The organism is Sideroxydans lithotrophicus ES-1, assembly GCF_000025705.1.
Taxonomy (GTDB): Bacteria; Pseudomonadota; Gammaproteobacteria; order Burkholderiales; family Gallionellaceae; genus Sideroxyarcus; species Sideroxyarcus lithotrophicus.
Genome location: NC_013959.1, coordinates 2,954,704 through 2,975,427 on the forward strand (window position 1 = coordinate 2,954,704; position 20,724 = coordinate 2,975,427).

At 58.7% G+C, this 20,724-nt stretch carries 26 protein-coding genes; 8 read left to right on the forward strand and 18 right to left on the reverse strand.

Annotation, left to right across the window (positions count from 1 at the left end; all coding sequences use genetic code 11):
- Position 1 precedes the first annotated feature (1 nt).
- The 7 genes from SLIT_RS14650 to SLIT_RS14680 form a co-directional block, all read right to left on the reverse strand.
- The gene (locus SLIT_RS14650; RefSeq protein WP_013031058.1) at positions 2-2,023 is read right to left on the reverse strand and encodes a methyl-accepting chemotaxis protein; all 2,022 of its coding nucleotides are present in this window, start codon (positions 2,021-2,023) and stop codon (positions 2-4) included.
- A 20-nt stretch (positions 2,024-2,043) separates the two neighbouring features.
- On the reverse strand, positions 2,044-2,538 hold the full coding sequence (locus SLIT_RS14655) for a chemotaxis protein CheW (protein WP_013031059.1): 495 nt from the start codon (positions 2,536-2,538) through the stop codon (positions 2,044-2,046).
- 13 nt (positions 2,539-2,551) lie between these two features.
- Positions 2,552-2,917 carry a response regulator transcription factor gene (locus SLIT_RS14660; RefSeq protein WP_013031060.1) on the reverse strand — a complete coding sequence of 122 codons (366 nt, stop codon included), beginning with the start codon at positions 2,915-2,917 and terminating at the stop codon, positions 2,552-2,554.
- Positions 2,907-3,317 carry a response regulator gene (locus tag SLIT_RS14665; protein WP_013031061.1) on the reverse strand — a complete coding sequence of 137 codons (411 nt, stop codon included), beginning with the start codon at positions 3,315-3,317 and terminating at the stop codon, positions 2,907-2,909. Before SLIT_RS14665 ends, SLIT_RS14660 begins: the two co-directional genes overlap by 11 nt.
- 115 nt (positions 3,318-3,432) lie before the next feature.
- On the reverse strand, positions 3,433-4,890 hold the full coding sequence (locus SLIT_RS14670) for a TrkH family potassium uptake protein (protein ID WP_013031062.1): 1,458 nt from the start codon (positions 4,888-4,890) through the stop codon (positions 3,433-3,435).
- Complete coding sequence (trkA, locus tag SLIT_RS14675; RefSeq protein ID WP_013031063.1) at positions 4,890-6,263, reverse strand: Trk system potassium transporter TrkA; 1,374 nt, start codon at positions 6,261-6,263, stop codon at positions 4,890-4,892. The genes SLIT_RS14670 and trkA overlap by 1 nt, the downstream gene beginning before the upstream one ends.
- Positions 6,264-6,308: 45 nt before the next feature.
- Positions 6,309-6,860 (reverse strand): thioredoxin family protein, encoded by a 552-nt coding sequence (locus SLIT_RS14680; RefSeq protein WP_013031064.1) that lies wholly within the window; start codon positions 6,858-6,860, stop codon positions 6,309-6,311.
- Between the two features lie 78 nt (positions 6,861-6,938).
- On the opposite strand from SLIT_RS14680, the gene SLIT_RS14685 reads away from it, so the two are divergent.
- On the forward strand, positions 6,939-7,676 hold the full coding sequence (locus SLIT_RS14685) for a 16S rRNA (uracil(1498)-N(3))-methyltransferase (protein ID WP_013031065.1): 738 nt from the start codon (positions 6,939-6,941) through the stop codon (positions 7,674-7,676).
- Positions 7,677-7,683: 7 nt separating this feature from the next.
- Here the strand turns inward: SLIT_RS14685 and SLIT_RS14690 are convergent, their stop codons facing one another.
- Positions 7,684-8,298: an OmpA family protein gene (locus SLIT_RS14690; protein WP_013031066.1), complete on the reverse strand. Its 615-nt coding sequence runs from the start codon at positions 8,296-8,298 to the stop codon at positions 7,684-7,686.
- Positions 8,299-8,301: 3 nt separating this feature from the next.
- Positions 8,302-8,754: a FecR family protein gene (locus SLIT_RS14695; RefSeq protein WP_013031067.1), complete on the reverse strand. Its 453-nt coding sequence runs from the start codon at positions 8,752-8,754 to the stop codon at positions 8,302-8,304.
- A gap of 95 nt (positions 8,755-8,849) precedes the next feature.
- On the opposite strand from SLIT_RS14695, the gene SLIT_RS14700 reads away from it, so the two are divergent.
- From SLIT_RS14700 to ppk1, 5 genes are all read left to right on the forward strand, one after another.
- Positions 8,850-9,035: a tautomerase family protein gene (locus tag SLIT_RS14700; RefSeq protein ID WP_013031068.1), complete on the forward strand. Its 186-nt coding sequence runs from the start codon at positions 8,850-8,852 to the stop codon at positions 9,033-9,035.
- 1 nt (position 9,036) lies between these two features.
- Complete coding sequence (locus SLIT_RS16315; protein ID WP_263053159.1) at positions 9,037-9,162, forward strand: tautomerase family protein; 126 nt, start codon at positions 9,037-9,039, stop codon at positions 9,160-9,162.
- A gap of 240 nt (positions 9,163-9,402) precedes the next feature.
- Positions 9,403-10,734, forward strand: coding sequence for an amino-acid N-acetyltransferase (gene argA, locus SLIT_RS14710; RefSeq protein ID WP_013031069.1), 1,332 nt, complete (start codon positions 9,403-9,405; stop codon positions 10,732-10,734).
- A 126-nt stretch (positions 10,735-10,860) separates the two neighbouring features.
- On the forward strand, positions 10,861-11,133 hold the full coding sequence (locus tag SLIT_RS14715; RefSeq protein WP_013031070.1) for an oxidative damage protection protein: 273 nt from the start codon (positions 10,861-10,863) through the stop codon (positions 11,131-11,133).
- 38 nt (positions 11,134-11,171) lie between these two features.
- Positions 11,172-13,262, forward strand: coding sequence for a polyphosphate kinase 1 (gene ppk1, locus SLIT_RS14720; RefSeq protein WP_013031071.1), 2,091 nt, complete (start codon positions 11,172-11,174; stop codon positions 13,260-13,262).
- On the opposite strand, the gene SLIT_RS14725 is transcribed toward ppk1, so the two are convergent.
- Entirely contained in the window at positions 13,259-13,594 is a 336-nt protein-coding gene (locus SLIT_RS14725; RefSeq protein ID WP_013031072.1) for a hypothetical protein, read from the reverse strand. The two genes, ppk1 and SLIT_RS14725, sit on opposite strands and share 4 nt — an antisense overlap.
- An 87-nt stretch (positions 13,595-13,681) precedes the next feature.
- On the opposite strand from SLIT_RS14725, the gene SLIT_RS14730 reads away from it, so the two are divergent.
- Both SLIT_RS14730 and pap read left to right on the forward strand, forming a co-directional pair.
- The gene (locus SLIT_RS14730; RefSeq protein ID WP_013031073.1) at positions 13,682-14,134 is read left to right on the forward strand and encodes a SixA phosphatase family protein; all 453 of its coding nucleotides are present in this window, start codon (positions 13,682-13,684) and stop codon (positions 14,132-14,134) included.
- A 17-nt stretch (positions 14,135-14,151) separates the two neighbouring features.
- The gene (gene pap / locus SLIT_RS14735) at positions 14,152-15,645 is read left to right on the forward strand and encodes a polyphosphate:AMP phosphotransferase (RefSeq protein ID WP_013031074.1); all 1,494 of its coding nucleotides are present in this window, start codon (positions 14,152-14,154) and stop codon (positions 15,643-15,645) included.
- A 9-nt stretch (positions 15,646-15,654) separates the two neighbouring features.
- Here pap and SLIT_RS14740 read toward each other — a convergent pair whose 3' ends face one another.
- The 8 genes from SLIT_RS14740 to rsmI form a co-directional block, all read right to left on the reverse strand.
- Complete coding sequence (locus SLIT_RS14740; RefSeq protein ID WP_013031075.1) at positions 15,655-16,113, reverse strand: hypothetical protein; 459 nt, start codon at positions 16,111-16,113, stop codon at positions 15,655-15,657.
- A 28-nt stretch (positions 16,114-16,141) separates the two neighbouring features.
- On the reverse strand, positions 16,142-16,444 hold the full coding sequence (locus tag SLIT_RS14745) for a DUF2288 domain-containing protein (RefSeq protein ID WP_013031076.1): 303 nt from the start codon (positions 16,442-16,444) through the stop codon (positions 16,142-16,144).
- A gap of 15 nt (positions 16,445-16,459) precedes the next feature.
- Positions 16,460-16,999 carry a gamma carbonic anhydrase family protein gene (locus tag SLIT_RS14750; RefSeq protein ID WP_013031077.1) on the reverse strand — a complete coding sequence of 180 codons (540 nt, stop codon included), beginning with the start codon at positions 16,997-16,999 and terminating at the stop codon, positions 16,460-16,462.
- Positions 17,000-17,004: 5 nt separating this feature from the next.
- Positions 17,005-17,289, reverse strand: a complete 285-nt coding sequence (locus SLIT_RS15715; RefSeq protein ID WP_013031078.1) for a type II toxin-antitoxin system RelE/ParE family toxin — start codon at positions 17,287-17,289, stop codon at positions 17,005-17,007.
- Positions 17,286-17,525, reverse strand: coding sequence for a CopG family ribbon-helix-helix protein (locus SLIT_RS14760; protein WP_013031079.1), 240 nt, complete (start codon positions 17,523-17,525; stop codon positions 17,286-17,288). Before SLIT_RS14760 ends, SLIT_RS15715 begins: the two co-directional genes overlap by 4 nt.
- Before the next feature lie 604 nt (positions 17,526-18,129).
- A complete protein-coding gene (gene pyrC / locus SLIT_RS14765) occupies positions 18,130-19,164 on the reverse strand; it encodes a dihydroorotase (RefSeq protein WP_041421435.1) in 1,035 nt (344 codons plus the stop codon).
- A gap of 46 nt (positions 19,165-19,210) precedes the next feature.
- Positions 19,211-19,774, reverse strand: coding sequence for a flavodoxin family protein (locus SLIT_RS14770; protein ID WP_013031082.1), 564 nt, complete (start codon positions 19,772-19,774; stop codon positions 19,211-19,213).
- A gap of 77 nt (positions 19,775-19,851) precedes the next feature.
- The gene (gene rsmI, locus SLIT_RS14775) at positions 19,852-20,721 is read right to left on the reverse strand and encodes a 16S rRNA (cytidine(1402)-2'-O)-methyltransferase (RefSeq protein ID WP_013031083.1); all 870 of its coding nucleotides are present in this window, start codon (positions 20,719-20,721) and stop codon (positions 19,852-19,854) included.
- Between the last annotated feature and the right edge of the window lie 3 nt (positions 20,722-20,724).

A 20,724-nucleotide genomic window follows, 5' to 3' on the forward strand; every position in this document is an offset into this window, starting at 1 on the left:
TTTACAGTTTGAAGCCCGATACCGAACTGTTCAGTTCGGATGCCAGACTTTCCAGTTGGACCACAGATGTGTTGGTGCGTTGTGTGCTCTGCGAAGTCTGCTCGGTGATCTTCAGGATGTCGCCCATGACGTTGGCCACCTCGCCCGCCATGTCGGTCTGCACTTGCGTGGACACCGAGATACTGTTCACCAGGTCGGTCAGTTCCCTGGTGGCTTTTTCAATCTCGTTCAGCGCCTGGCCGGCTGCGTCTGACAGCCTGGCTCCATCGACCACACCCTGCGTGCTCTTTTCCATCGCCACCACCGCATCATGCGTGTCGGTCTGAATGGTCTTCACCAGCAGGCCGATCTGCTTGGTCGCCTCGGCGGAACGTTCCGCGAGGCGCTGAACTTCTTCCGCCACCACCGCGAAGCCCCGTCCTGCCTCACCCGCCGATGCCGCCTGGATCGCCGCGTTCAACGCCAGCACGTTGGTCTGTTCGGTGATGTCCGAGATCAGGTCCACGATCTCGCCGATCTCCTGCGAACTTTCACCCAGCCGCTTGATCCGTTTGGCGGTGTCCTGGATCTGTTCGCGGATGCTGTCCATACTGGAAACGGAGTTCTGCACCGCCCGTGTACCCTGCTCGGTCACCTCAAGCGTCCGCCGGGCCACTGCGGAAGATTGCGCCGCACTGCTGTCGACCTCCTGGATCGACTTGGTCATCAGTTCGACCGCCCCGCCCGCGCTGCGGATCTCGCTCGCCTGTTTCTGCGTGGCGCTCAGCAGTTCCTTGGTCACGGTACCCGCTTCGTTGGTCGCGCGCGCCACTTGCTGCGAGACGGTCGTCACGCGCGCAACCAGTTTGCGCAGTTCATCCGTGGTGTAGTTGACCGAGTCGGCGATCGCACCGGTGATGTCCTCCGATACCGTCGCGCGTATGGTCAGGTCGCCGTCCGCCAGGTCCGACAATTCGTTCATCAGACGCAAAATCGCCTGCTGGTTGTTGCGGTTGGTCTGCCCGGCTTCGAGCTCACGGCGCTTCGATTCATCCAGATAGATCTTGGAGAGCAACAGCAACAACAGCAACAGCATGCCGCCGGAGAAGAACACCACGAAGCTGGTGATGCGGCCGGATGTCGAACTCTCATAGTTATTGACCAGTGTCTGTGCTGCCGACAGCAATTGGTCGCCCTGCTCCTGGACTCGCTGTCCGGCCAGACGCGAGGTCAGCACGTCGCGCGCGTTGGCGGCAATGAAGCCCACTACCGACTGGTAGCCCTCGAAGTCGTCATTGAGCAGCATCACGGTCGCATCGTTCTGCGGCATCTGGCTGATCAGGCTTTGCGCTTCGGTGATCTTCGATTCCAGTCCCGGCAGGTCTTCCGTCGATGCCGAGGTCAACACCATCTGCACTGCCATGGTGATCTGTTCGATCAGCCGGTTCAGACGGTCGGCTTTCTGTGCATAAGCGGGAGCGGCGTTCGCTGCGATCTGGTTGGACAGGTTCAGCATATCGCGTTGGCCTGCGGCGCCACGCTGCAGCGTCACCAGCAAAGGCCGTCCTTTTTCCAGGTCGTCCATCAACGAACCCATGCGCTTCCACTCCGCCAGCAGTACATTCAGAGGAACTCGCGCTGGGCCGGCAGTGGGAGGCACTTTGTCATTGCCCTTGTCCAGCACATCGAGAATGGCGGAGAACTCGGTGCGTGCGTCGTCCAGTTCATCGAATGCTGCCGAGTCGCCGGAAAAGCTGGCAGCAGCGGCCTTCGCCAAGCGCTGCGACAACATCAGCAATTTGGAGGATTGCGCTACATAGTGGGAGCCGTAGGTGGTGTCGCGCGAGTCGATATAAGTGAACGTTGCGGCGATAAACAGGAACAGCAACAGCAGGCCGCCGAGAACGCGCAACTGCCTGTCGAAGGATTGTTTGCTGAACCAGGGAATGCGGATCGCCTGGACATCTGCCGCCCTGACTTCTCCTTTTTTGACAAAACCCTGCGACGATTTGCCCGGCCACTTGAACGCTAACTTAAATGCCATTTTCTCTCCTCCTGCGCAACTTACGCCCCGATTTGTAGGAATTCCGGTTGTTGCAATAACTGCGCCAGTTCCAGTTTGTGCCACATCTGTCCTTTGTCGTCGCGCAGGAGAACCTGTCCGTCCTGCTCGCTGCGCTCCCATTCTGTTGCATTGCGCAAGCCCAATACGCGAGACACCAGCAATCCGGCGTTGAATGCATACTTTTGTCCCGCCAGCAGGACGCGGCTCTGTCCTTCGCGGGGAGTCGGCGCGCCACCTCTGTAAACACTGAAATCGACGACGCTGTACAGATTGCCGCGCACATTTGCCACGCCGCAATACCATGGTTTGGTGAGCGGCACTGCAGTCAATGAGGGTAGCGACAATACTTCGTTGATGTCCGACATATCGACCAGCCAGAACTCACCGCCCACCTGCACACCCAGAGTAGACACGCGTTTGCTGCCTGCCGCCTGGGCTTGCATACGGTCCAGCACGCCTTGCTGGAACTCGCGCAGGTTGAAGCGCTTCGACATATCGAACTGACGCCTAGCCTAGTGCAGCGATCTTACCGAGCAGTTCGTCTGCAGCGATGGGCTTGGTGATGTAGTCCTTGGCTCCCTGGCGCATGCCCCAGATCTTGTCGGTCTCCTGTCCCTTGGTGGTGCAGATGATGACCGGGATATGTTGCGTCGCCGGGTCTTGCGTGATCGCGCGGGTGGCCTGGAATCCGTTCAGTCCGGGCATGACCACGTCCATCAGAATGAGATCCGGCAATTCGGTCCTGGAATTTTCCACCGCTTTTTCGCCGCTCTCGGCATACACCACCAGAAAGCCTTTCTTGCCCAGGATGTCACCCAGTACATGACGCTCGGTTGCGGAATCATCCACGACCATAATTTTTTTAATTGCCATAATCCATCCCCCCGCTTTGCTTGTTTGTATGCATGGTCACTGCTTCTATTAAACTTTTCTTGCTGAACGGTTTGGTCAAATACTGGTCGGCCCCGACCAGCTTGCCGCGCGCACGGTCGAACAGACTGTCCTTGCTGGTCAGCATGACCACCGGCGTATCCTTGAATTCAGCATGGTTCTTGATCAGCGCGCAAGTCTGATATCCATCCAGACGCGGCATCATGACATCGACGAAGATGATATCGGGTTTGTTGTCGACCACCTTGGACAGACCGTCAAAGCCGTCTTCGGCCAGTACGACCTTGCAGCCCGCCTGCGACAGGAATATTTCGCCGCTGCGGCGTATGGTGTTGCTGTCGTCGATGAGCACCACACGGATACCAGCCAGACCCTCGCCCACGTTGTCGCCCTTTCCCTGATTGACCCGTGCCCGCGCTAGCGCACGGACACCCCCTGACCCTAGATGCTACCGCATTTGTCCTCGGGCGTTCAATTTTTCCGCGCCTTGCGGCGCTTCAACGCCGCCAGAAAGCCGGCGTGAACAGGATCAGGATGGTGAAAATCTCCAGTCGCCCGATCAGCATGGCCAGCGTACACACCCAAAGTTGAAAATTCGTTAAAACCGCATAGGTGCTGGCCGGACCAACGATGCCCAGCCCCGGGCCCGCGTTGTTGATGCAGGCGATCACGGCTGAAAAAGAAGAAACGAAGTCCAGACCGCTGATCAGCAACGCGAATGTCAGGGTCGCTATGCTGACAAAATAAAGGAAGATGAAACCCAGCACCGCAAACACGATGTGGTTGGCCACGACATGGCCGCCTATCTTCATCGGGTTGACCGCTGCGGGGTGCAATAGCAAAAGAAACTCGCGCCCCGCCTGTTTCACCAGCACCAGCGTGCGGATCATCTTGATGCCGCCGCCGGTTGAACCTGAGCTCACCGCGACGCAACTCAGAAACAGCATCCACATCGGCGCAAAGGTCGGCCATTTGTTGAAATCGGCATTGGCGAAACCGCAGTCGGTCGCCATCGAGACCAGGTTGAAACTGGCATAGCGCAGTGCCGTCCAGAAATTCGGATAAGTGCCTTGCCACCACAGAAACAGCCCTACCCCAAGACAGCTGCCGAGGATCAGACTGACCGTCGCTACCGCTTCTGCATCGTGCAGGTAGATTTTGAGACTCCTCCCACGCCAGGCAAGGAAGTGTGTTGCGAAATTCATGGCGGCCAGCAGCATGAATATGATCAGTACAAATTCGATCGCCGGAGAATTGAAGTAGCCAACGCTGGCATCGTGTGTGGAAAAACCGCCCAGACCCATCGCAGCAAATGCGTGACAGATTGCATCCAGCCAATTCATCCCCGCCAATTTGAGCGACAGGATGCAGGCCAGGGTGATTCCCGCATACACCAGCCACAAATTGCGCGCCGTTTCGGTAATACGCGGAGTAAGTGCGGAGTCTTTCATCGGGCCGGGCGTCTCGGCCTTGAACAGTTGGCGCCCGCCGATGCCCAGCAATGGCAACACCGCCACCGCCAGCACGATGATCCCCATGCCGCCCAGCCAGTTCAGCTCGTGCCTCCACAGATTGATGGCAGGTGGCATGTTATCCAGGCCGGAAAGGACCGTGGCACCGGTGGTGGTGATTCCGGACATGGTCTCGAAATACGCCTGGGTGAATGGCAGCCCGTTGATCACCAGCAGCAACGGAAAGGTTGCCACCGCCGGCATCGCCGTCCACATCGCCACCACCAGCAGGTAGCCGTGACGGATGGAAAGCTCGCCTTTATAACGTCGGGTGAGCAACCACAGCAACACCCCCGTTCCCGCCGTCCATAGCATTGCCAGCAAAAAATCGATCTCGGTTCCGTCGTCATAGGCGAGCGAGGTCAGGATAGGCAACACATAACTGAAGCTGAACACCACCAGCATCAGCCCCAGCGCATTCAGAACTGTAAGCGCGCGCCCCATCAGAAGAAGCCGAGGCTAACCTGGAACAGTTTTTCGACCTTCTTCACCATCCGCTTGTCGACCACGAAGACGATCACATGGTCTTCCGCCTCGATCACGGTGTCGTGGTGTCCCATGATGACCGTGTCCTCCCGCACCAATGCGCCGATGGTTGCACCTTTGGGCAGGTCGATCTCGTCGATGCGGCGACCGACCACACGCGAGGATTCGCGATCGCCGTGCGCAACCAGCTCCAGCGCTTCCGCCGCGCCGCGCCTCAATGAATGTACGGCCGCCACATCGCCCTGCCGCACATATGCCAGCAACGAGCCGATAGTCACCTGCGCCGGTGATAGTGCGATGTCGATCTTGCCACCCTGTACCAGGTCGACATAAGCACTGCGGTTGATCAGCGCAAGCACCTTGCGCGCTCCCCCCTGCTTGGCCAACAGGGCCGACATGATGTTGTTCTCGTCGTCGTTGGTAAGCGCGCAGAACACGTCGACTTCTTTGACGTTCTCTTGCTGCATCAACTTTTCATCGGTACCGTCGCCATTCAACACCAACGTGTTGGCCAGCTCTCCGGCCAGCTTCTGGCATGCCTTCTTGTTGAACTCGATGATCTTGACCTGATAATCCCGCTCCAGTGCCTTTGCCAGACGACGGCCGATGTTGCCGCCGCCGACGATCATCACCCGCTTGGCAGGCTTGTCCATACGGCGCATCTCTTTCAGTACACGGCGGATATTGTCGGACGCGGCGATGAAGAATATCTCGTCGCCGTCCTGCACCACCGTGCCGCCCTCGGGAATGATCGCGCGATCCTGGCGGAAGATCGCCGCGACGCGCGTCTGCACCTGTGGCATATGGGTGCGCAAATAGCTCAGCGGCTTGCCCACCAGCAGTCCGCCTTCAAAGGCGCGCACCGCAACCAGCGAGACTTTGCCGTCTGCGAATTCCAGCACCTGCAAAGCCTCCGGGAATTCGATCAGCTTGGTGATGTACTCGGTCAGGATCTGCTCAGGGCAGATGGAAAAGTCCACGCAAAAGTTTTCCTTGCTGAACACCGTCTCGCGATTGAGGTAGTCGGTGGTACGGATGCGGGCGATACGCGTCGGCGTGTTGTAAAGGCTCGATGCCAGCTTGCAGGCGACCAGGTTGACCTCGTCGCTTTGCGTCACTGCCAGCAGCATGTCGGTATCCGCAATGCCGGCTTGTTCCAGCGTGGAGGGATGGGCGGCATTGCCCGCTAGCGTGCGCAAATCCAGCCTATCCTGCAGTTGGCGCAACTTTTCGCCATCCGAGTCGACCACCGTGATGTCGTTCGCTTCGCCAACCAAGTTCTCCGCCACCGTCGACCCGACTTGCCCCGCTCCAAGAATAAGGATCTTCACGCCCCGCCCTTCCGCTTGCCGCTCATGCCTGTGCTTGTCATTCGTCTATTCCCGCCATTTGATGGAACAGCCCATGCTGGCGATCTGCTCGCGCGGCCCCTGTCCTGTCTTTGCAACTTGCAGCATGGCGTTGAACAGATCGCGCTGGGCATCCGGCACCGCCTCTTTGCGCGAGGCGTCCAGGCGTCCACGGTATTGCAGTTCAAGTGCTGCGTTGAAACCGAAGAAATCAGGCGTGCACACCGCTCCGTAATCCCTGGCGACCTGTTGCGTCTCGTCCCAGACGTAAGGGAAAGGATAGTCATACTGTTGCGCGACCAACTTCATGTTGTCGAACGAATCTTCCGCATAGTCGGCCGGATCGTTGGACATGATCGCGATGCTGTTGATGCCGTGCTGCTGCAACTCGCGCACATCGCGCATGATGCGATCGCGGATGGATTTGACATAGGGGCAATGGTTGCAGATGAACATCACCAGCAGACCGTTCTTGCCTCGCGCACTCTCCAGCGTATGGCGCTTGCCATCCACGCCCGGCAGGTCGAACGGGCGGGCCTTCCAGCCAAAATCACACAGGGGGGGTTGCAGACTGACCATGATTATTCACTCCTAAACAGCAGCGTTATTGTTCTGGGCATTATATTATCACGCCCGTCCCGAAGCCCTTTATCCGTCATGTCAGCGCCAAGATTCTACTGCCCACCGCCGTTACCGCTCGCCACCAACTTCGAGCTGCCGCCGGAGGCCGCCCATCATGCCAGCCGCGTGTTGCGATTGCGCGTGGGCGATGCGGTGCAGATATTCGACGGCCTCGGCAACGCACTCGACGCTACCATCAACGCCATCAACGGCAAGCACGTGCTGCTCGGCAACCTGCAGACTTTCATGGGACAGCAGGAATCCGGTTTGCATATCGCGCTGGCGCAGGCGATGTGCACTAGCGAAAAAATGGACTGGGTGGTGCAGAAAGCCACCGAGCTCGGCGCAGCCGAGATCATTCCAGTACAGACACTGCGCAGCGTGGCAAGACTCAGCAGCCCGCGCGCCGAGAAGCGTGCCGAACATTGGCGCAACGTCGCCGTTTCCGCCTGCGAACAATGCGGCCGCAACACCCTGCCTCAATTGCAGACACCTCAGGAACTGGGGACGTGGCTGGAGGATGTACGCCACACTGCGGGGGGGAAATTCATTTTGTTGCCGGGCGGCGCAATCAACCTTCAATCACAACCCAGACCGCAAGGTCGCGCCACCCTGCTGATCGGTCCGGAAGGCGGTTTCACGGCAGATGAGGCCAACATCGCACAGCAGGCGGGCTTCATCCCCATACTACTGGGGCCGCGTGTACTGCGAACGGAAACTGCTGCGCTGGCAGGTATCGCTGCCCTGCAAACACTGTGGGGAGATTTCAACTGACGTGAAGTCAGCGTACGGTGATCTCGACCCGGCGGCTGGGTGGCCCGGCTACTCCATCCTGCGTCGTTGCCGCCGGATCAAACTCGCCCCGGCCGACCACCTGGATGATCTGTGCTGGCACGCCTCCTGCAACAAGGACATCGCGCACAACCTTGGCCCTCTGCATTGACAGGCTAAGATTCGTTTCGTCCATACCCGCACGGCTGGCATGGCCGGTCACGACGACTTCCGGTGCGGCACGCCTGGTGATCTCCTGCCGGATATCCGCGATCATATTGATCGACTCGGCCGTGAGTTTCGCGCCATCCTCTTCGAATCTCAATGTGAATGAGCGCGGCCTTTTGGGAAGTGTTTGCATCACGTCCGGATACAACTTCTGGATTTCATCCGGGGTGTAGGTCTTCTGCTCAGCATTGCCGCCCTCCAGCTCGACACCATGCAAGGACTGGTTCACAACGAACTCTTTTCCCCCCGACAAGATAACGACACCGGAATTCTTTACTTCAGTATCGGGCAACAATACGACCGTTTCCCTGATGTCCGACAACGGAGCCCCTGCGGGTTTATCCGATAGCAGGTAAAAAAGGTAGACCGTAACAAACCATGCGGAAAATGCATCCATTTGTCACTCCTTCCCTACCGACACGATGAAATCGGTTCCGTAGACGGCTATCGTTGACGTTGGGGTACGTATACTCACAGCGGAAGGATTCCGCTTGCCGAGCAACCCGGTCACAAAACGCATGGATCCCTTGGACAGGGTGACAAGCATGTTGCCGTTTTGCCGGGCAGGGTCGTAGCGAAACCTGTTCAATTGCGAGACACTCTTTGAACCGAACGACATCAAAGTGCCATCCTGGAGCGTGACTCCTACCGCGCTATCCGGCCCGGTGATGATCTTGTCTATCTCCATCAACTGCATTCCGGATATACCCATGATGTAGGCATTGCTGCGCACGATGCTTACTTCGCCTTTCACCGACTTCACCGTTCCAATGACCTCGTCGGCAAACGCCGTAGTCGCAGACAAAAAGATCGCCGCAACGGTCCACGATAATCTGCTTTTCCATGCGTTCATGTGCTCTCCTGAATTGCGTCCCGCCTTGCGACTTGTTATGTTATCGGAAAGTTCGACGCAACCCTATTTTTTTCATTCCGCCAGCAGGAGCTGCCATGCCTTATGTCAACATACGCATCGCCGGAACATTGAGCCGCGAGCAAAAAGCCAGGATCGCCGAAGAGATCACTGACACCCTCGAGCGCATCGCGCTCAAACCCAGGTCGTACACCTACATCGCCTTTGACGAACTACCCGACGAGAACTGGGCGATCGCCGGCAAGCTGCTGGACGAAGATTAATGTGTACGCGGCTGCTCCCGCACCATGGGCTTCGCCCCACCGTGTCGCAGCCGCTACCTACATCGCCTTTGACGAACTACCCGACGAGAACTGGGCGATCGCCGGCAAGCTGCTGGACGAAGATTAATGTGTACGCGGCTGCTCCCGCACCACGGGCTTCGCCCCACCGTGTCGCAGCCGCTACCTGCATCGCCTTTGACGAATTGCCCGGCGAGAAGCGGGTGATCGCGGCCAACCTGCCGGATGAAGATTATCACAACGTCTTTTTCGGCACTGCATGCCACCCCGCCCATCTCCATGATTTGAAATATAATGCGCTGGCTTCTTTATTGAATTTCTCCACCGAGCCAGGAGTCGACCGAACACCATGCCAGCCGCCCCAGCCAGTTCAACACCCGAATTCGTCGCGTGGTTCCGTTCCGTTGCGCCCTATATCAACGCTTTTCGCGGCAAGACTTTTGTCGTCGCATTCGGCGGCGAAGTGGTCGCGGACGGCAAGTTCATCGAACTGACGCATGACTTCAATCTGCTGGCGGCACTCGGCATCCGTCTGGTGCTGGTGCATGGCGCACGCCCGCAGATCGAGCAGCGGCTGGTGCAGAACAACATCGAAGGCAGTTACCACCGCGGCATCCGGCTCACCGATGCCGAGACCATGCAATGCGTCAAGGAAGCGGTCGGCCGCGTGCGCGTGGAGATCGAGGCGCTGTTATCGCTCGGACTGGCGAATTCGCCGATGGCCAACGCGGATATCCGCGTTGCGGGCGGCAACTTCATCACGGCGCAACCCATGGGGGTGATCAACGGTGTCGACCTGATGCATACCGGTTGCGTGCGCAAGGTGGATGTCGCCGCACTCAGGGATCGCATGGAATTCGGGGAAGTGGTGCTGCTTTCGCCGCTGGGCTATTCCCCCACCGGCGAAGTGTTCAACCTGACGCTTGAGGATGTCGCGACTGCGACGGCTATCGCTCTGGACGCGGACAAGTTGATCTTCCTGACAGACACCGATGGGGTGCACAACAAGGATGGTGAGCTGCTGAAAGAGCTGACCATCGTCGAAGCCAGCAAGCTCCTGTCCGGCAAACGCAAGCTGCCGGACGATGTGGGGTTGTTCCTGCCTTGTGCCGTGCGCGCCTGCGAAGCGGGCGTGGCGAGGACACACCTGGTCAGCCGCCATACCGACGGCGCATTGTTGCAGGAACTGTTCAGCGACGAAGGCATCGGCACCATGGTGGTGGAAAGCACGCTCAACACGCTGCGCGAAGCGACCATCAAGGACGTCGGCGGTATCCTGCAACTGCTCCAGCCGCTTGAAGCCGAGGGCATCCTGGTGCGGAGGTCGAGGGAATTGCTGGAGCGGGAGATCGCCCGTTTCGTGGTGCTGGAACATGGCCACCGCATCATTGGCTGCGCAGCCTTGTATCCCTTTGCCGACGAAAAAGCCGGGGAACTCGCCTGCCTTGCGGTGCAGCCCGCCTACCGCGATCACGGCTATGGCGACATCCTGCTCAAGCACATCGCAAAACGGGCGCAGGAGATGAAGCTGCAAAAACTGTTCGTACTGACCACGCGCACGGCACACTGGTTCATCGAGCGCGGTTTCAAGGAGGTCGACGTGGAGCAGCTGCCGGCGCAAAAGAAGACGCTTTACAACTATCAGCGCCGCTCCAAGGTGTTCGTCCGGAACCTGCGGTAAGGCTTCGTCCGGGAAATCCCTGTTCCCACACCGAGTAATTCAGCGCGCGAGCGTTGCCGCTGGATTTGGATGGGGATTCACGGTAATGTCACATTCCTCAAGCATAATCACGGAGTGAACTCAATCATGGCAAGAACAGTGCAGTGCGTAAAACTGGGCCGCGAATCGGAAGGGCTGGATCGTCCACCTTATCCCGGTGCGCTGGGCCAGCGTATCTATGAAAGCGTTTCAAAAGAAGCCTGGCAAGGCTGGATCAAGTTCCAGACCATGCTGGTAAACGAGAACCGCCTCAACCTCGCCGATGCCAAGGCGCGCAAATACCTCGCCGAACAGATGGAGAACTATTTCTTCGGTGCAGGTACCCAGATGCCCACGGGATACGTTCCGCCGAAAAACTGAACCGCCGCTAAACCGCCAGTACGCTGGCAATCCCGCTCATGGCAAAAACCTTCCCGTCGCAGAATTTCCTCAATCGCGAGCTCGGCCTGCTCGAATTCAACCGGCGCGTCCTCGCGCAAGCGGAGGACGCGTCGGTTCCGTTGCTGGAAAGGCTCAAATACCTGTGCATCGTCAGCAGCAACCTCGACGAATTCTTCGAGATCCGCGTTGCCGGACTGAAGGAGCAGGCCAAGCTGGGCGGCCTTGCGGCCGGGCCTGACGGGCTGGAGGCCACGCAGATACTCAAGCGCCTGTACGCGCCGACACACCAGCTCATCGCGCGGCAATACCAGCTGTTCAATGAAGAACTCGTGCCGGCCCTTGCGCAGCAAGGCATCAAGTTCCTGCGCCGCACTCACTGGAACGAGGCCCAAAAGAACTGGGTCAGGGATTTCTTCATGCGCGAGGTGATGCCGGTGCTGACACCGATCGGGCTCGACCCGGCGCACCCGTTCCCGCGCGTGCTCAACAAGAGCCTCAATTTCGCCGTCGAGCTGCAAGGCAAGGACGCGTTCGGCCGCAACTCGGCCAAGGCCATCGTGCAGGCCCCGCGCGTGTTGCCGCGAGCCATCCTGATACCGCCGGAGATCTCCGGCTGCCCCTACGGTTTCGTGTTCCTCTCTTCCATCCTGCACGCGCATGTCGGCGAGCTGTTTGCCGGCATGGAAGTGCAAGGCTGCTACCAGTTCCGCGTGACCCGCAATAGCGACCTGTTCGTGGACGAGGAAGAAGTCAAGAACCTGCGCATCAGCCTGCAGGGCGAATTGCCGCAGCGCCACTTTGGCGATGCCGTGCGGCTGGAAGTGGCCGACAATTGCCCCCCTGCCATGTCCGAATTCCTGCTGCAGCAATTCGAACTGAAGCCGGAAGACCTGTATAGCGTGAAAGGGCCGGTCAACCTGGTGCGCCTGATGCGCATCCCGGACCAGGTGGCACGCGACGATCTCAAGTTCGCACCTTTTGCGCCCGGCATGCCCACCTTGCTGCAAAAAAAGGGCGCGGACATGTTCAAGGTGCTGCGCAAGAACGACGTGTTGCTGCACCACCCATACCAGTCGTTCAAACCGGTGATCGACTTCATCCAGCAGGCCGCCGCCGACCCGAACGTGGTCGCCATCAAGCAGACGGTGTACCGCACGGGCGTCGATTCGGAACTGATGGAAGCGCTCATTGCAGCGGCGATGCGCGGCAAAGAGGTCACCGTAGTGGTGGAGCTGCTCGCCCGCTTCGATGAGGAAGCCAACATCAATTGGGCCAGCCGTCTGGAAGAAGTTGGCGCACATGTGGTGTATGGTGTGGTGGGACACAAGACTCACGCCAAGATGTTGATGGTCGTGCGGCGCGAGGACAACGGCCTGCGCCGCTATGTGCACCTTGGCACCGGCAACTACCACCCGCGCACGGCACGGCTGTATACCGATTTCGGCATGTTCACCAGCAACGAGGAGGTGTGTTCCGACGTGAACGAAGTGTTCATGCAGCTCACCGGGCTGGGCAAGGCGAGCAAACTGCGCCATCTGTGGCAATCGCCGTTCACCTTGCACACCAATATATTGGCGGCCATCCGCAACGAAACCAGGCTGGCCAAGGAAGGTAAGCGCGCACATATCATCGCCAAGATGAATTCGCTGCTGGAACCGGAAACCATCACCGCGCTGTATGAGGCGTCGCAGGCGGGAGTGAAGATCGACCTCATCGTGCGCGGCGTGTGTGCCCTGCGTCCGGGTGTCGCGGGGTTATCCGAAAACATCCATGTCATTTCCATCATCGGGCGCTTCCTTGAGCACACCCGGATCTTCTATTTCCGCAACGACCTGGCCCATGACGTCTATCTGGCCAGCGCAGACTGGATGGACCGCAATTTCTTCCGCCGTATCGAGGTATGCTTCCCCGTGCTCGACGAAAAACTCAAGAAGCGCGTACTGGATGAAGGATTGAAGAGCTACCTGAAGGATAACGCCCAGGCCTGGGAGATGGACTGCAATGGCTTCTGGCACCGCAAGGCTTCTGCACGCGCTGCAACCACATGCGCCCAGACCGCCTTGCTGCAGGAATTGGGACAGCCGCTGGCGGCTGCCGACGCTGATTAAGCCTTCTTCGGACGCCCGGTCTTGATCTTTTCGAGGCTGGAGATGGCACGCTTCAATTGCGCCGCGTTCAGCTTTGACAGGTTTTGCAGGCTGGCACGCAACAGTTCGCTCTTCTTTACATGCAAACCCGCTTTGAGCGCCTTCAGCTTGAGCTCGGCAATCAATTCGTAATCGGTTTGCGGCATGGTAAAGCTGTCGCGCACCACTTTGACTTTGCTGTCGGCCTTCTTTTCCTTTTTCGGTTTTTTCTCGGGTTTTGGCGCGGTCATCGCAACAGCAGGCTTGCGTACTGCAGGTTTTTTGGCGGCGGGCTTACGGGTAGCGGCGGTCATATCGATCTCCCTGGGTGAGTGTGGCAAAAACAGTATATACGGTATATTCTGGCATCCGATAGTGTAATAAATCAGGAGACGCTGGCAATGGAGTTGATTCTATGGCGACATGCCGAGGCTGCACAAGGTGTGCCGGATGATGCGCGACCTCTGACCGACAGGGGCAGGCACCAGGCCGAACATATGGCCCATTTCCTTTCCGCCCGGCTACCGCAGAACACGCGCATCCTGGTAAGCCCGGCGCTGCGGGCACAGCAGACGGCCGCTGCGCTCAACAAGGGTTTCATCACCGCACCCAACCTCGGCGTGCATGCGACGCCGGAAACCGCGATCGCCACTGCGGGCTGGCCGCTGGCCGGCGGCGCCGTGCTGCTGGTCGGACATCAGCCATGGATGGGCGAGCTGGCTTCATTGCTGATGACCGGGCGCGCGGATTATTGGAGCATCAAGAAAGGCGCAGTATGGTGGTTCAGCCGGCGCGAACGCGAAGGCGATTTCCAGACCACCTTGCGTCTTGTCATCACACCGGATCAACTGTAACTCTGAAAGGGGATGCCATGTTCGAATCTGCCGAGCTCGGTCACAAGATAGACAAAGCGACCTACGACAAGGAAGTGCCGAAATTGCGCGAAGCGCTGCTGGACGCACAGTTCGATCTGGCGGAAAAGGCAAAATTCCCGGTCATCATCCTGGTCGGCGGTGTCGATGGCGCAGGACGCGGCGAGACCGTGAACCTGCTCAACGAATGGATGGACCCCCGCTTCATCCAGGCGCACGGCATGGGCGAACCTTCCGACGAGGAGATGGAGCGCCCGATGATGTGGCGCTTCTGGCGCGCCCTGCCACCCAAGGGGAAGATCGGGGTGTTCCTGGGCTCATGGTACACATGGCCGATCCTGAACCGGGCCATGGGATACACCAAGGCCGCCGAGCTAGACCAGAGCCTGGAGCGCGCCAAACGCCTGGAAAAGATGCTGACCGACGAAGGTGCGCTCATCATCAAGTTCTGGCTGCACCTTTCCAGGGAAAAGCAGGAAGCCCGCCTCAAGATGCTGGAAAAGAATCCCAAGACCCGCTGGCGCGTCACCAAGCGCGACTGGCAGCGCTTCAAGCGCTATGACAAATTCCTCACCATCCACGAAAGCGTCATCCGCCATACCAGCACCGCCGAATCGCCGTGGATCGTCGTAGAGGGCTCGGATGCGCGCTATCGCGGCCTGACCATCGGCAAGGTCATTCTCGAGGCGCTGCGCAAAAGATTGTCCGAATCCGACAAGAAGAAGGAAACCGCGATCCGTGCAGCACCTTTGCTGCCGCCGATCGACAAGCTGAACATCCTGGCGACGCTCGACCTCACCCAGAAGCTGGAAAAGAAAAGATTCGAGACCGAGCTGGAAAAATACCAGGGCAAACTGGCCTTGCTCACGCGCGATCCGCGCTTCAAGGACATCACCGTGATCGCGGTGTTCGAAGGCAACGATGCTGCAGGCAAGGGCGGCGCCATCCGCCGCATCACCGGTGCGCTTGAGGCACGCCAGTACCAGGTCGTGCCCATCGCCGCGCCGACGGAAGAAGAACGCGCACAACCCTATCTGTGGCGTTTCTGGCGGCACATCCCGCGCAGGGGGCGCGTCACCATCTTCGATCGTTCCTGGTACGGTCGCGTGCTGGTCGAGCGCGTGGAAAAATTCTGTTCCGAAGCCGACTGGATGCGCGCCTACGGCGAGATCAACGACTTCGAGGCACAGCTGGTGCGTCACCAGACCGTGGTGGTGAAGTTCTGGCTGACCATCAGCAAAGAGGAACAATTACGGCGCTTCAAGGAACGCGAGAAGATCGGCTTCAAACGCTTCAAGATCACTGCAGAGGATTGGCGCAACCGCGATAAGTGGGATGCCTATGAACAGGCCATCAGCGACATGGTCGACCGTACCAGCACCGAGGTCGCGCCGTGGACGCTGGTGGAGGCCAACGACAAGTATTTTGCACGCATCAAGATCCTGAAGACCTTGTGCCAGCGCATCGAGGCGGAGATGAAGAAGATAAAATAGCCGCTGCGGTCAGTTGCAGCGCTCGCCTTCCTTCGGGTCGAACAGCCGCGCGAATTCGGTCGGGTGTCCTGACAGCACTTTGACGCAATCGCCCACCTTGTAATGCTTGTAGCTCATCACCTCGATGCGCTCGCTGCTGTTCAGCGGCTGCACCGTGAAGCGGTTCGCACCAGTGGCCACTTGCGGCGGTTCCTTGCGTTTGTCGTGCACGCCGCTCAGGCCCGTGTTTGCGCCGATCATCATGCCACTGTAGCCGCCCGTACCCACGCCGATACCGATACCAAAGCTGACACCGCTGTCGTTCGAGCGTGGCGCTGTCTTGGCCGCCTCCTTGCGTTCCGCATCGGTGAACACATGCACATCCACCACTTTTGCCAGTTTCACGTAACGCGTATCGTCTTCCAGCCTGGGCGTACTCTGGCACGCCACCAGCAAGAGCAGCAGCCCCGGGATCAAGGTCTTCTTCATCGTCTCTGCTCCTTCGAACTCGCGAACATCAGGCCTGCTGTACCAGCACATAAGGCCTGACCACCACCGCCCATACGTCGGCATCCGCTTCATACCAGGCCAGCGCCTGCGCATCGGGGACACGGGCGATCTGTCCGGTCTGCATCCATTCGAGTACCTGCGCCTTGTTGTCCTCGGAGATCTGGAACGCCACCTCGACCAGGTCGAGTTCGGCGCTGACCAGGATCGCCGACCCGCTGGCAAAGAAGCGCTGCAATTCCTTCCAGGCGATGCGCGCAGTCTCCAGATTCACGCTGGCACGTTTGAAGTCTTCGGGGTTCATGGTACTCATGCAAATAACTTTCGATTACGGATTCGTGTTGTTCAGGTAATTGTCCTTCACCCGCATATAGTGCTCGGCCGAGTAACGCAGATAGGCGAGTTCTTCTTGCGTCAATGCACGCACGGCCTTGGCCGGGCGCCCCATGTAGAGCATGCCACCCTCCAGTATCTTGCCCGGCGAGATCAGGCTGCCGGCGCCGACCATCACTCGGTCGGGGATCACCACATCGTCCATGATGATGGAGCCCATGCCGATCAGGCACTCGTTGCCGATGCTGCAACCGTGCACGATCACCGAATGGCCCACCGTCACATAGTCGCCGATGATGAGCGGCGACCCGTTTGGTTTTTCCGGTGTCTTGTGCGACACATGGCCCATGCTCAAGTCCTGCACGTTCGTCCCGCGCCCGATCACGATGCGGTTCACGTCCCCGCGCAACACCGTGTTGCACCAGACGGAGGCATCGTCGCCTATCGTCACGTCGCCGATGACCTGGCAGGAAGGGTGCAGGTAGACGCGTTCGCCGAGGATGGGGGTGGTGTCGAGATAGTTGAAGACAGGCATATCGTTTAAAAGCTTTCCGGCCACGCTCTGGCCGTATGGATCACAGACAAGATTTGTACTTCATCCGAGCTGACGCGATAGGCAAGTACAAAGGGGAAGCGCCCGATGGCAAGTTCGCGTGTTCCGGGGACTCGGCCTGGCCGCCCCACCAATGGATTGTCAGGCAACGCCTTGGCCGAATCGCGAACGAGCTGGACGACTCGACGCGCTGCAGCCGGATTTTCCTGGGCTATGTAATCGTGAATCTCCGCAAGGTCTGATCTGGCCTGCGGGGTATAACGCAGGTTCATGCCTGTGGCTGAGTGTAGCGGGCGAAGAACGCCTCCATCTCCTCGTCCGTCACGAACTCACCGCGTTGCGCCTGCGCAAGCCCTTCCTGGATTCTTGCAGTGATACGGCGCTGTTGCACCAGATACAGCGACAAGGCTTCATTCGCCAAATCGCTTTCGCTGCGATGACTCGCTTCTGCCAGTTGGTCGAGCTGGTCTTTCAGGTCGGTGCGAATCTCAAGGGTGGCTGTATTCATGTTGATTCTCCGAAATCTGACGAGGCGATATTACGCCAAGAAATTGTGGTCCCAGATTACCACTTAAGCATAGCGTATTGCACCGGATGTTTTCATTTCATACAGCGCAATGCCCGTTGACTATCGCGCCCGACTGCACTGGGCTTTAATTCTTCTCGAATTTGTTTCTGTATCGAACGAACTCGCGTAGCTGCTGTGTATATTGATATGGTCGTTTATGGGCGAGCAGCGCCTCTTCATATTTCAAATAGGTTTTCGAGCTCCTCCCTAGTGCCAATAGCGTTACTAAAGCCGCACATTGAGTAAGCCAATATATATCCGCTGAAAGTTCGTGCGCTTTTGAATATCCCAAATCTAGCGCCTTCGAATACAGCCTGTCTGCAAGTATCTCTGCTTCAGATCGCAAGACATCTCGCTCTTCCGAAGAATGTGAGCAATCCCATCTATTCAGAAAATCCTGATATTGTTGGCGCAAAGCCTTACCTGCAACGCTAAATTCAGGACAGCGTGGTCGCCCCAGCAATAAATTCCCAAATTTTCGGCTAATTGTCTGAAGTGATTTATACACATCTATTTCGATTCTATTGTTAACCCCTGTAAGGAGTTAGCTTGATAACTTCCACCCCATCTTCTCCCCCGCCCGTAGCGGCACGAGTCGATGCTCCCCAAACCCCACCGACGCAGGCATCTGCCACTCTTCTTTGCGCAGCGTGACCTTCTCGGTGTTGCGCGGCAGACCGTAATAGTCTGCACCGTAGAAACTGGCGAAAGCTTCCAGTTTGTCCAGCGCGCCCGCTGCTTCGAACGCTTCGGCATACAGCTCGATGGCGCTGTGCGCGGTGTAGCAACCGGCGCAGCCGCAGGCGTTCTCTTTGGTGTGCTGGGCGTGCGGGGCGCTGTCGGTGCCGAGGAAGAATTTCTTGTTGCCGCTGGTGGCGGCTTTGACCAGTGCTTCGCGGTGCGTCTCGCGTTTCAGGATGGGCAGGCAGTAGAAGTGCGGGCGGATGCCGCCCACCAGCATGGCATTGCGGTTGTACAGCAGGTGCTGCGGCGTGAGCGTGGCGGCGATGGTGTCCGGTGTGCTGGCGACGAACTGCGCGGCATCTTTGGTGGTGATGTGCTCGAACACCACGCGCAAGCCGGGCAGGTCTTTCAGCAGCGGTTGCATGACGCGCTCGATGAACACGGCTTCGCGGTCGAAGATGTCGATGTCGGTGCTGGTGACTTCGCCGTGCACCAGCAGCGGCATGCCGCAGCGTTGCATCTCTTCCAGTGCGGCATAGGTCTTGCGCAGGTCGGTGACGCCCGCATCGGAATTCGTGGTGGCGCCCGCCGGGTAGAGCTTCACTGCATGCACCACGCCGCTGGCTTTGGCTTTTTTGATCTCTTCGGCGCTGGTGATGTCGGTGAGGTACAGCGTCATCAGCGGTTCGAACTTCATGCCTTTTGGCAGCGCTTTCAGAATGCGCTCGCGGTAGGCCACGGCCTGCACGGTGGTGGTGACGGGCGGGCGCAGGTTGGGCATGACGATGGCGCGGGCGAATTGTCGTGCAGTATCGGGCAGGACGGACCGCATCAGCGCTTCGTCGCGCAGGTGCAGGTGCCAGTCGTCTGGGCGGGTAAAGGTCAGTGTCTTCATGCCCGGCATTCTAACAGTTGGCAGGGCATGTGATTGAAGCGGGAAACTAATTGCGGCCCGCGACCCACTGTGCCGCAGCTTCCGCCACGCGCTTGCCGAACTGCCTGGCCGTCTCCAGATCGCCGGGCAGCATCTCGTCCGGCGAAGCGTCGGAAGGAGAGACCGACATCGCGCCGCAGAACGAACCGACATAGTTCACGTCATTGCGCTGTGCGGTCTTGCTGTTGGAGGGCAGCATGCCGGTGCCGACCCAGATCATGCCGTGCTGCATGGCGAGAGTGAAGATGTAATGCAGGGTGGAAAGCTTGTCGCCGTTCATGGTGGCGGAATTGGTGAAGCCGGCGGCGATCTTGTTCTTCCATTTCTGCGAGGACCACGGCTTGGACGAGGCATCGGCGAATTTCTTGAACTGCCAGCTGACCATGCCCATGTAGGTCGGCGAGCCCATGATGATGGCATCCGCCGCATCCAGCGTGGCCCATTCGGCCTCGCTCAGGTTGCCTTCGGAGCTGATCGCCATGAGTATCGCGTTGGCCCCCGTTGCCACGGCTTGCGCCTGTCTTGCTGTATGTCCATATCCGCTGTGATAGATCACGACCACTTTCGCCATGAAATTCCCTCTCTAGATTATTGGAACATTCAGCGTAACCACTCAGGCCACGAATGGCAACCTCGCCAACAGGTCGATTATTCTGCGCCGGACTTGAGCTGCAATGCCCGCTGGTACAGCTCGTTCTTGTTTGCGCCCGTGACCTTCACTGCCAGTTGCACCGCCTGTTTCAGCGGCAGCTCTTCCAGCAATATGGCCAGTGTGCGTTCGGTGGCCGCATCCAGACCGGCTGCCCTTTCCGGTGCGCCGGAAACCAGCAACACGAATTCGCCGCGCTGGTTGTTCGGGTCGCTGTTCAGCCACTCCATCGCATCGGCGAGTTTGCAGCGATGGATGCTCTCGAACAACTTGGTGATCTCGCGGGCAAACACGATCTCGCGTTCATCGCCGAACACTGCATGCAGGTCTTCGGTACACTCCAGGATGCGATGCGGCGCTTCGTAGAACACCAGCGTGTATGGATGCCCGGCCAGCCCCTGCAGCACGCCGCACCGGGCGGCGGATTTGTTCGGCAAAAAACCGTAAAACAGAAAATGCGGCGCACTCAGGCCGGATGCGGACAGCGCAGTGACTGCGGCACTCGCTCCCGGAACAGGGATCACGCGGAAGCCCGCTTCGCGCACGAGCCCTACCAGCACCGCACCGGGATCGCTCACTGCCGGCGTGCCGGCATCCGTCACCAGCGCCACGCTTTGTCCCTGTTGCAACAGGCTGATCACCTTTTCCGCAGCGCCGCGTTCGTTGTGCTGGTGCAACGCCAGCAACCGGGCATCGCCAATCCCATGATGTTGCAGCAAATGTTTGGTATTGCGGGTATCTTCTGCGGCGATGGTATCGGCCGCTCCCAGCGTTTCCAGCGCGCGCAGGGTGATGTCACTTAGATTTCCAATCGGGGTGGCGACTACATATAATGCGCACTCTAATTTTTGTTTGGGCTTGATATGCAAACT

Coding starts and splice junctions, on each gene's coding strand:
- SLIT_RS14685 (WP_013031065.1), top strand. CDS start 6,939: ATGTCAGCGCCAAGATTCTACTGCCCACCGCCGTTACCGCTCGCCACC.
- SLIT_RS14655 (WP_013031059.1), bottom strand. CDS start 2,538: ATGTCGAAGCGCTTCAACCTGCGCGAGTTCCAGCAAGGCGTGCTGGAC.
- SLIT_RS14770 (WP_013031082.1), bottom strand. CDS start 19,774: ATGGCGAAAGTGGTCGTGATCTATCACAGCGGATATGGACATACAGCA.
- SLIT_RS14660 (WP_013031060.1), bottom strand. CDS start 2,917: ATGGCAATTAAAAAAATTATGGTCGTGGATGATTCCGCAACCGAGCGT.
- SLIT_RS14700 (WP_013031068.1), top strand. CDS start 8,850: ATGCCTTATGTCAACATACGCATCGCCGGAACATTGAGCCGCGAGCAA.
- argA (WP_013031069.1), top strand. CDS start 9,403: ATGCCAGCCGCCCCAGCCAGTTCAACACCCGAATTCGTCGCGTGGTTC.
- SLIT_RS14690 (WP_013031066.1), bottom strand. CDS start 8,298: ATGGATGCATTTTCCGCATGGTTTGTTACGGTCTACCTTTTTTACCTG.
- ppk1 (WP_013031071.1), top strand. CDS start 11,172: ATGGCAAAAACCTTCCCGTCGCAGAATTTCCTCAATCGCGAGCTCGGC.
- SLIT_RS14725 (WP_013031072.1), bottom strand. CDS start 13,594: ATGACCGCCGCTACCCGTAAGCCCGCCGCCAAAAAACCTGCAGTACGC.
- SLIT_RS14740 (WP_013031075.1), bottom strand. CDS start 16,113: ATGAAGAAGACCTTGATCCCGGGGCTGCTGCTCTTGCTGGTGGCGTGC.
- pyrC (WP_041421435.1), bottom strand. CDS start 19,164: ATGAAGACACTGACCTTTACCCGCCCAGACGACTGGCACCTGCACCTG.
- SLIT_RS14650 (WP_013031058.1), bottom strand. CDS start 2,023: ATGGCATTTAAGTTAGCGTTCAAGTGGCCGGGCAAATCGTCGCAGGGT.
- pap (WP_013031074.1), top strand. CDS start 14,152: ATGTTCGAATCTGCCGAGCTCGGTCACAAGATAGACAAAGCGACCTAC.
- SLIT_RS14695 (WP_013031067.1), bottom strand. CDS start 8,754: ATGAACGCATGGAAAAGCAGATTATCGTGGACCGTTGCGGCGATCTTT.
- SLIT_RS15715 (WP_013031078.1), bottom strand. CDS start 17,289: ATGAACCTGCGTTATACCCCGCAGGCCAGATCAGACCTTGCGGAGATT.
- SLIT_RS14715 (WP_013031070.1), top strand. CDS start 10,861: ATGGCAAGAACAGTGCAGTGCGTAAAACTGGGCCGCGAATCGGAAGGG.
- SLIT_RS14750 (WP_013031077.1), bottom strand. CDS start 16,999: ATGCCTGTCTTCAACTATCTCGACACCACCCCCATCCTCGGCGAACGC.
- SLIT_RS14670 (WP_013031062.1), bottom strand. CDS start 4,890: ATGGGGCGCGCGCTTACAGTTCTGAATGCGCTGGGGCTGATGCTGGTG.
- SLIT_RS14680 (WP_013031064.1), bottom strand. CDS start 6,860: ATGGTCAGTCTGCAACCCCCCCTGTGTGATTTTGGCTGGAAGGCCCGC.
- SLIT_RS14730 (WP_013031073.1), top strand. CDS start 13,682: ATGGAGTTGATTCTATGGCGACATGCCGAGGCTGCACAAGGTGTGCCG.
- SLIT_RS14760 (WP_013031079.1), bottom strand. CDS start 17,525: ATGAATACAGCCACCCTTGAGATTCGCACCGACCTGAAAGACCAGCTC.
- SLIT_RS14745 (WP_013031076.1), bottom strand. CDS start 16,444: ATGAGTACCATGAACCCCGAAGACTTCAAACGTGCCAGCGTGAATCTG.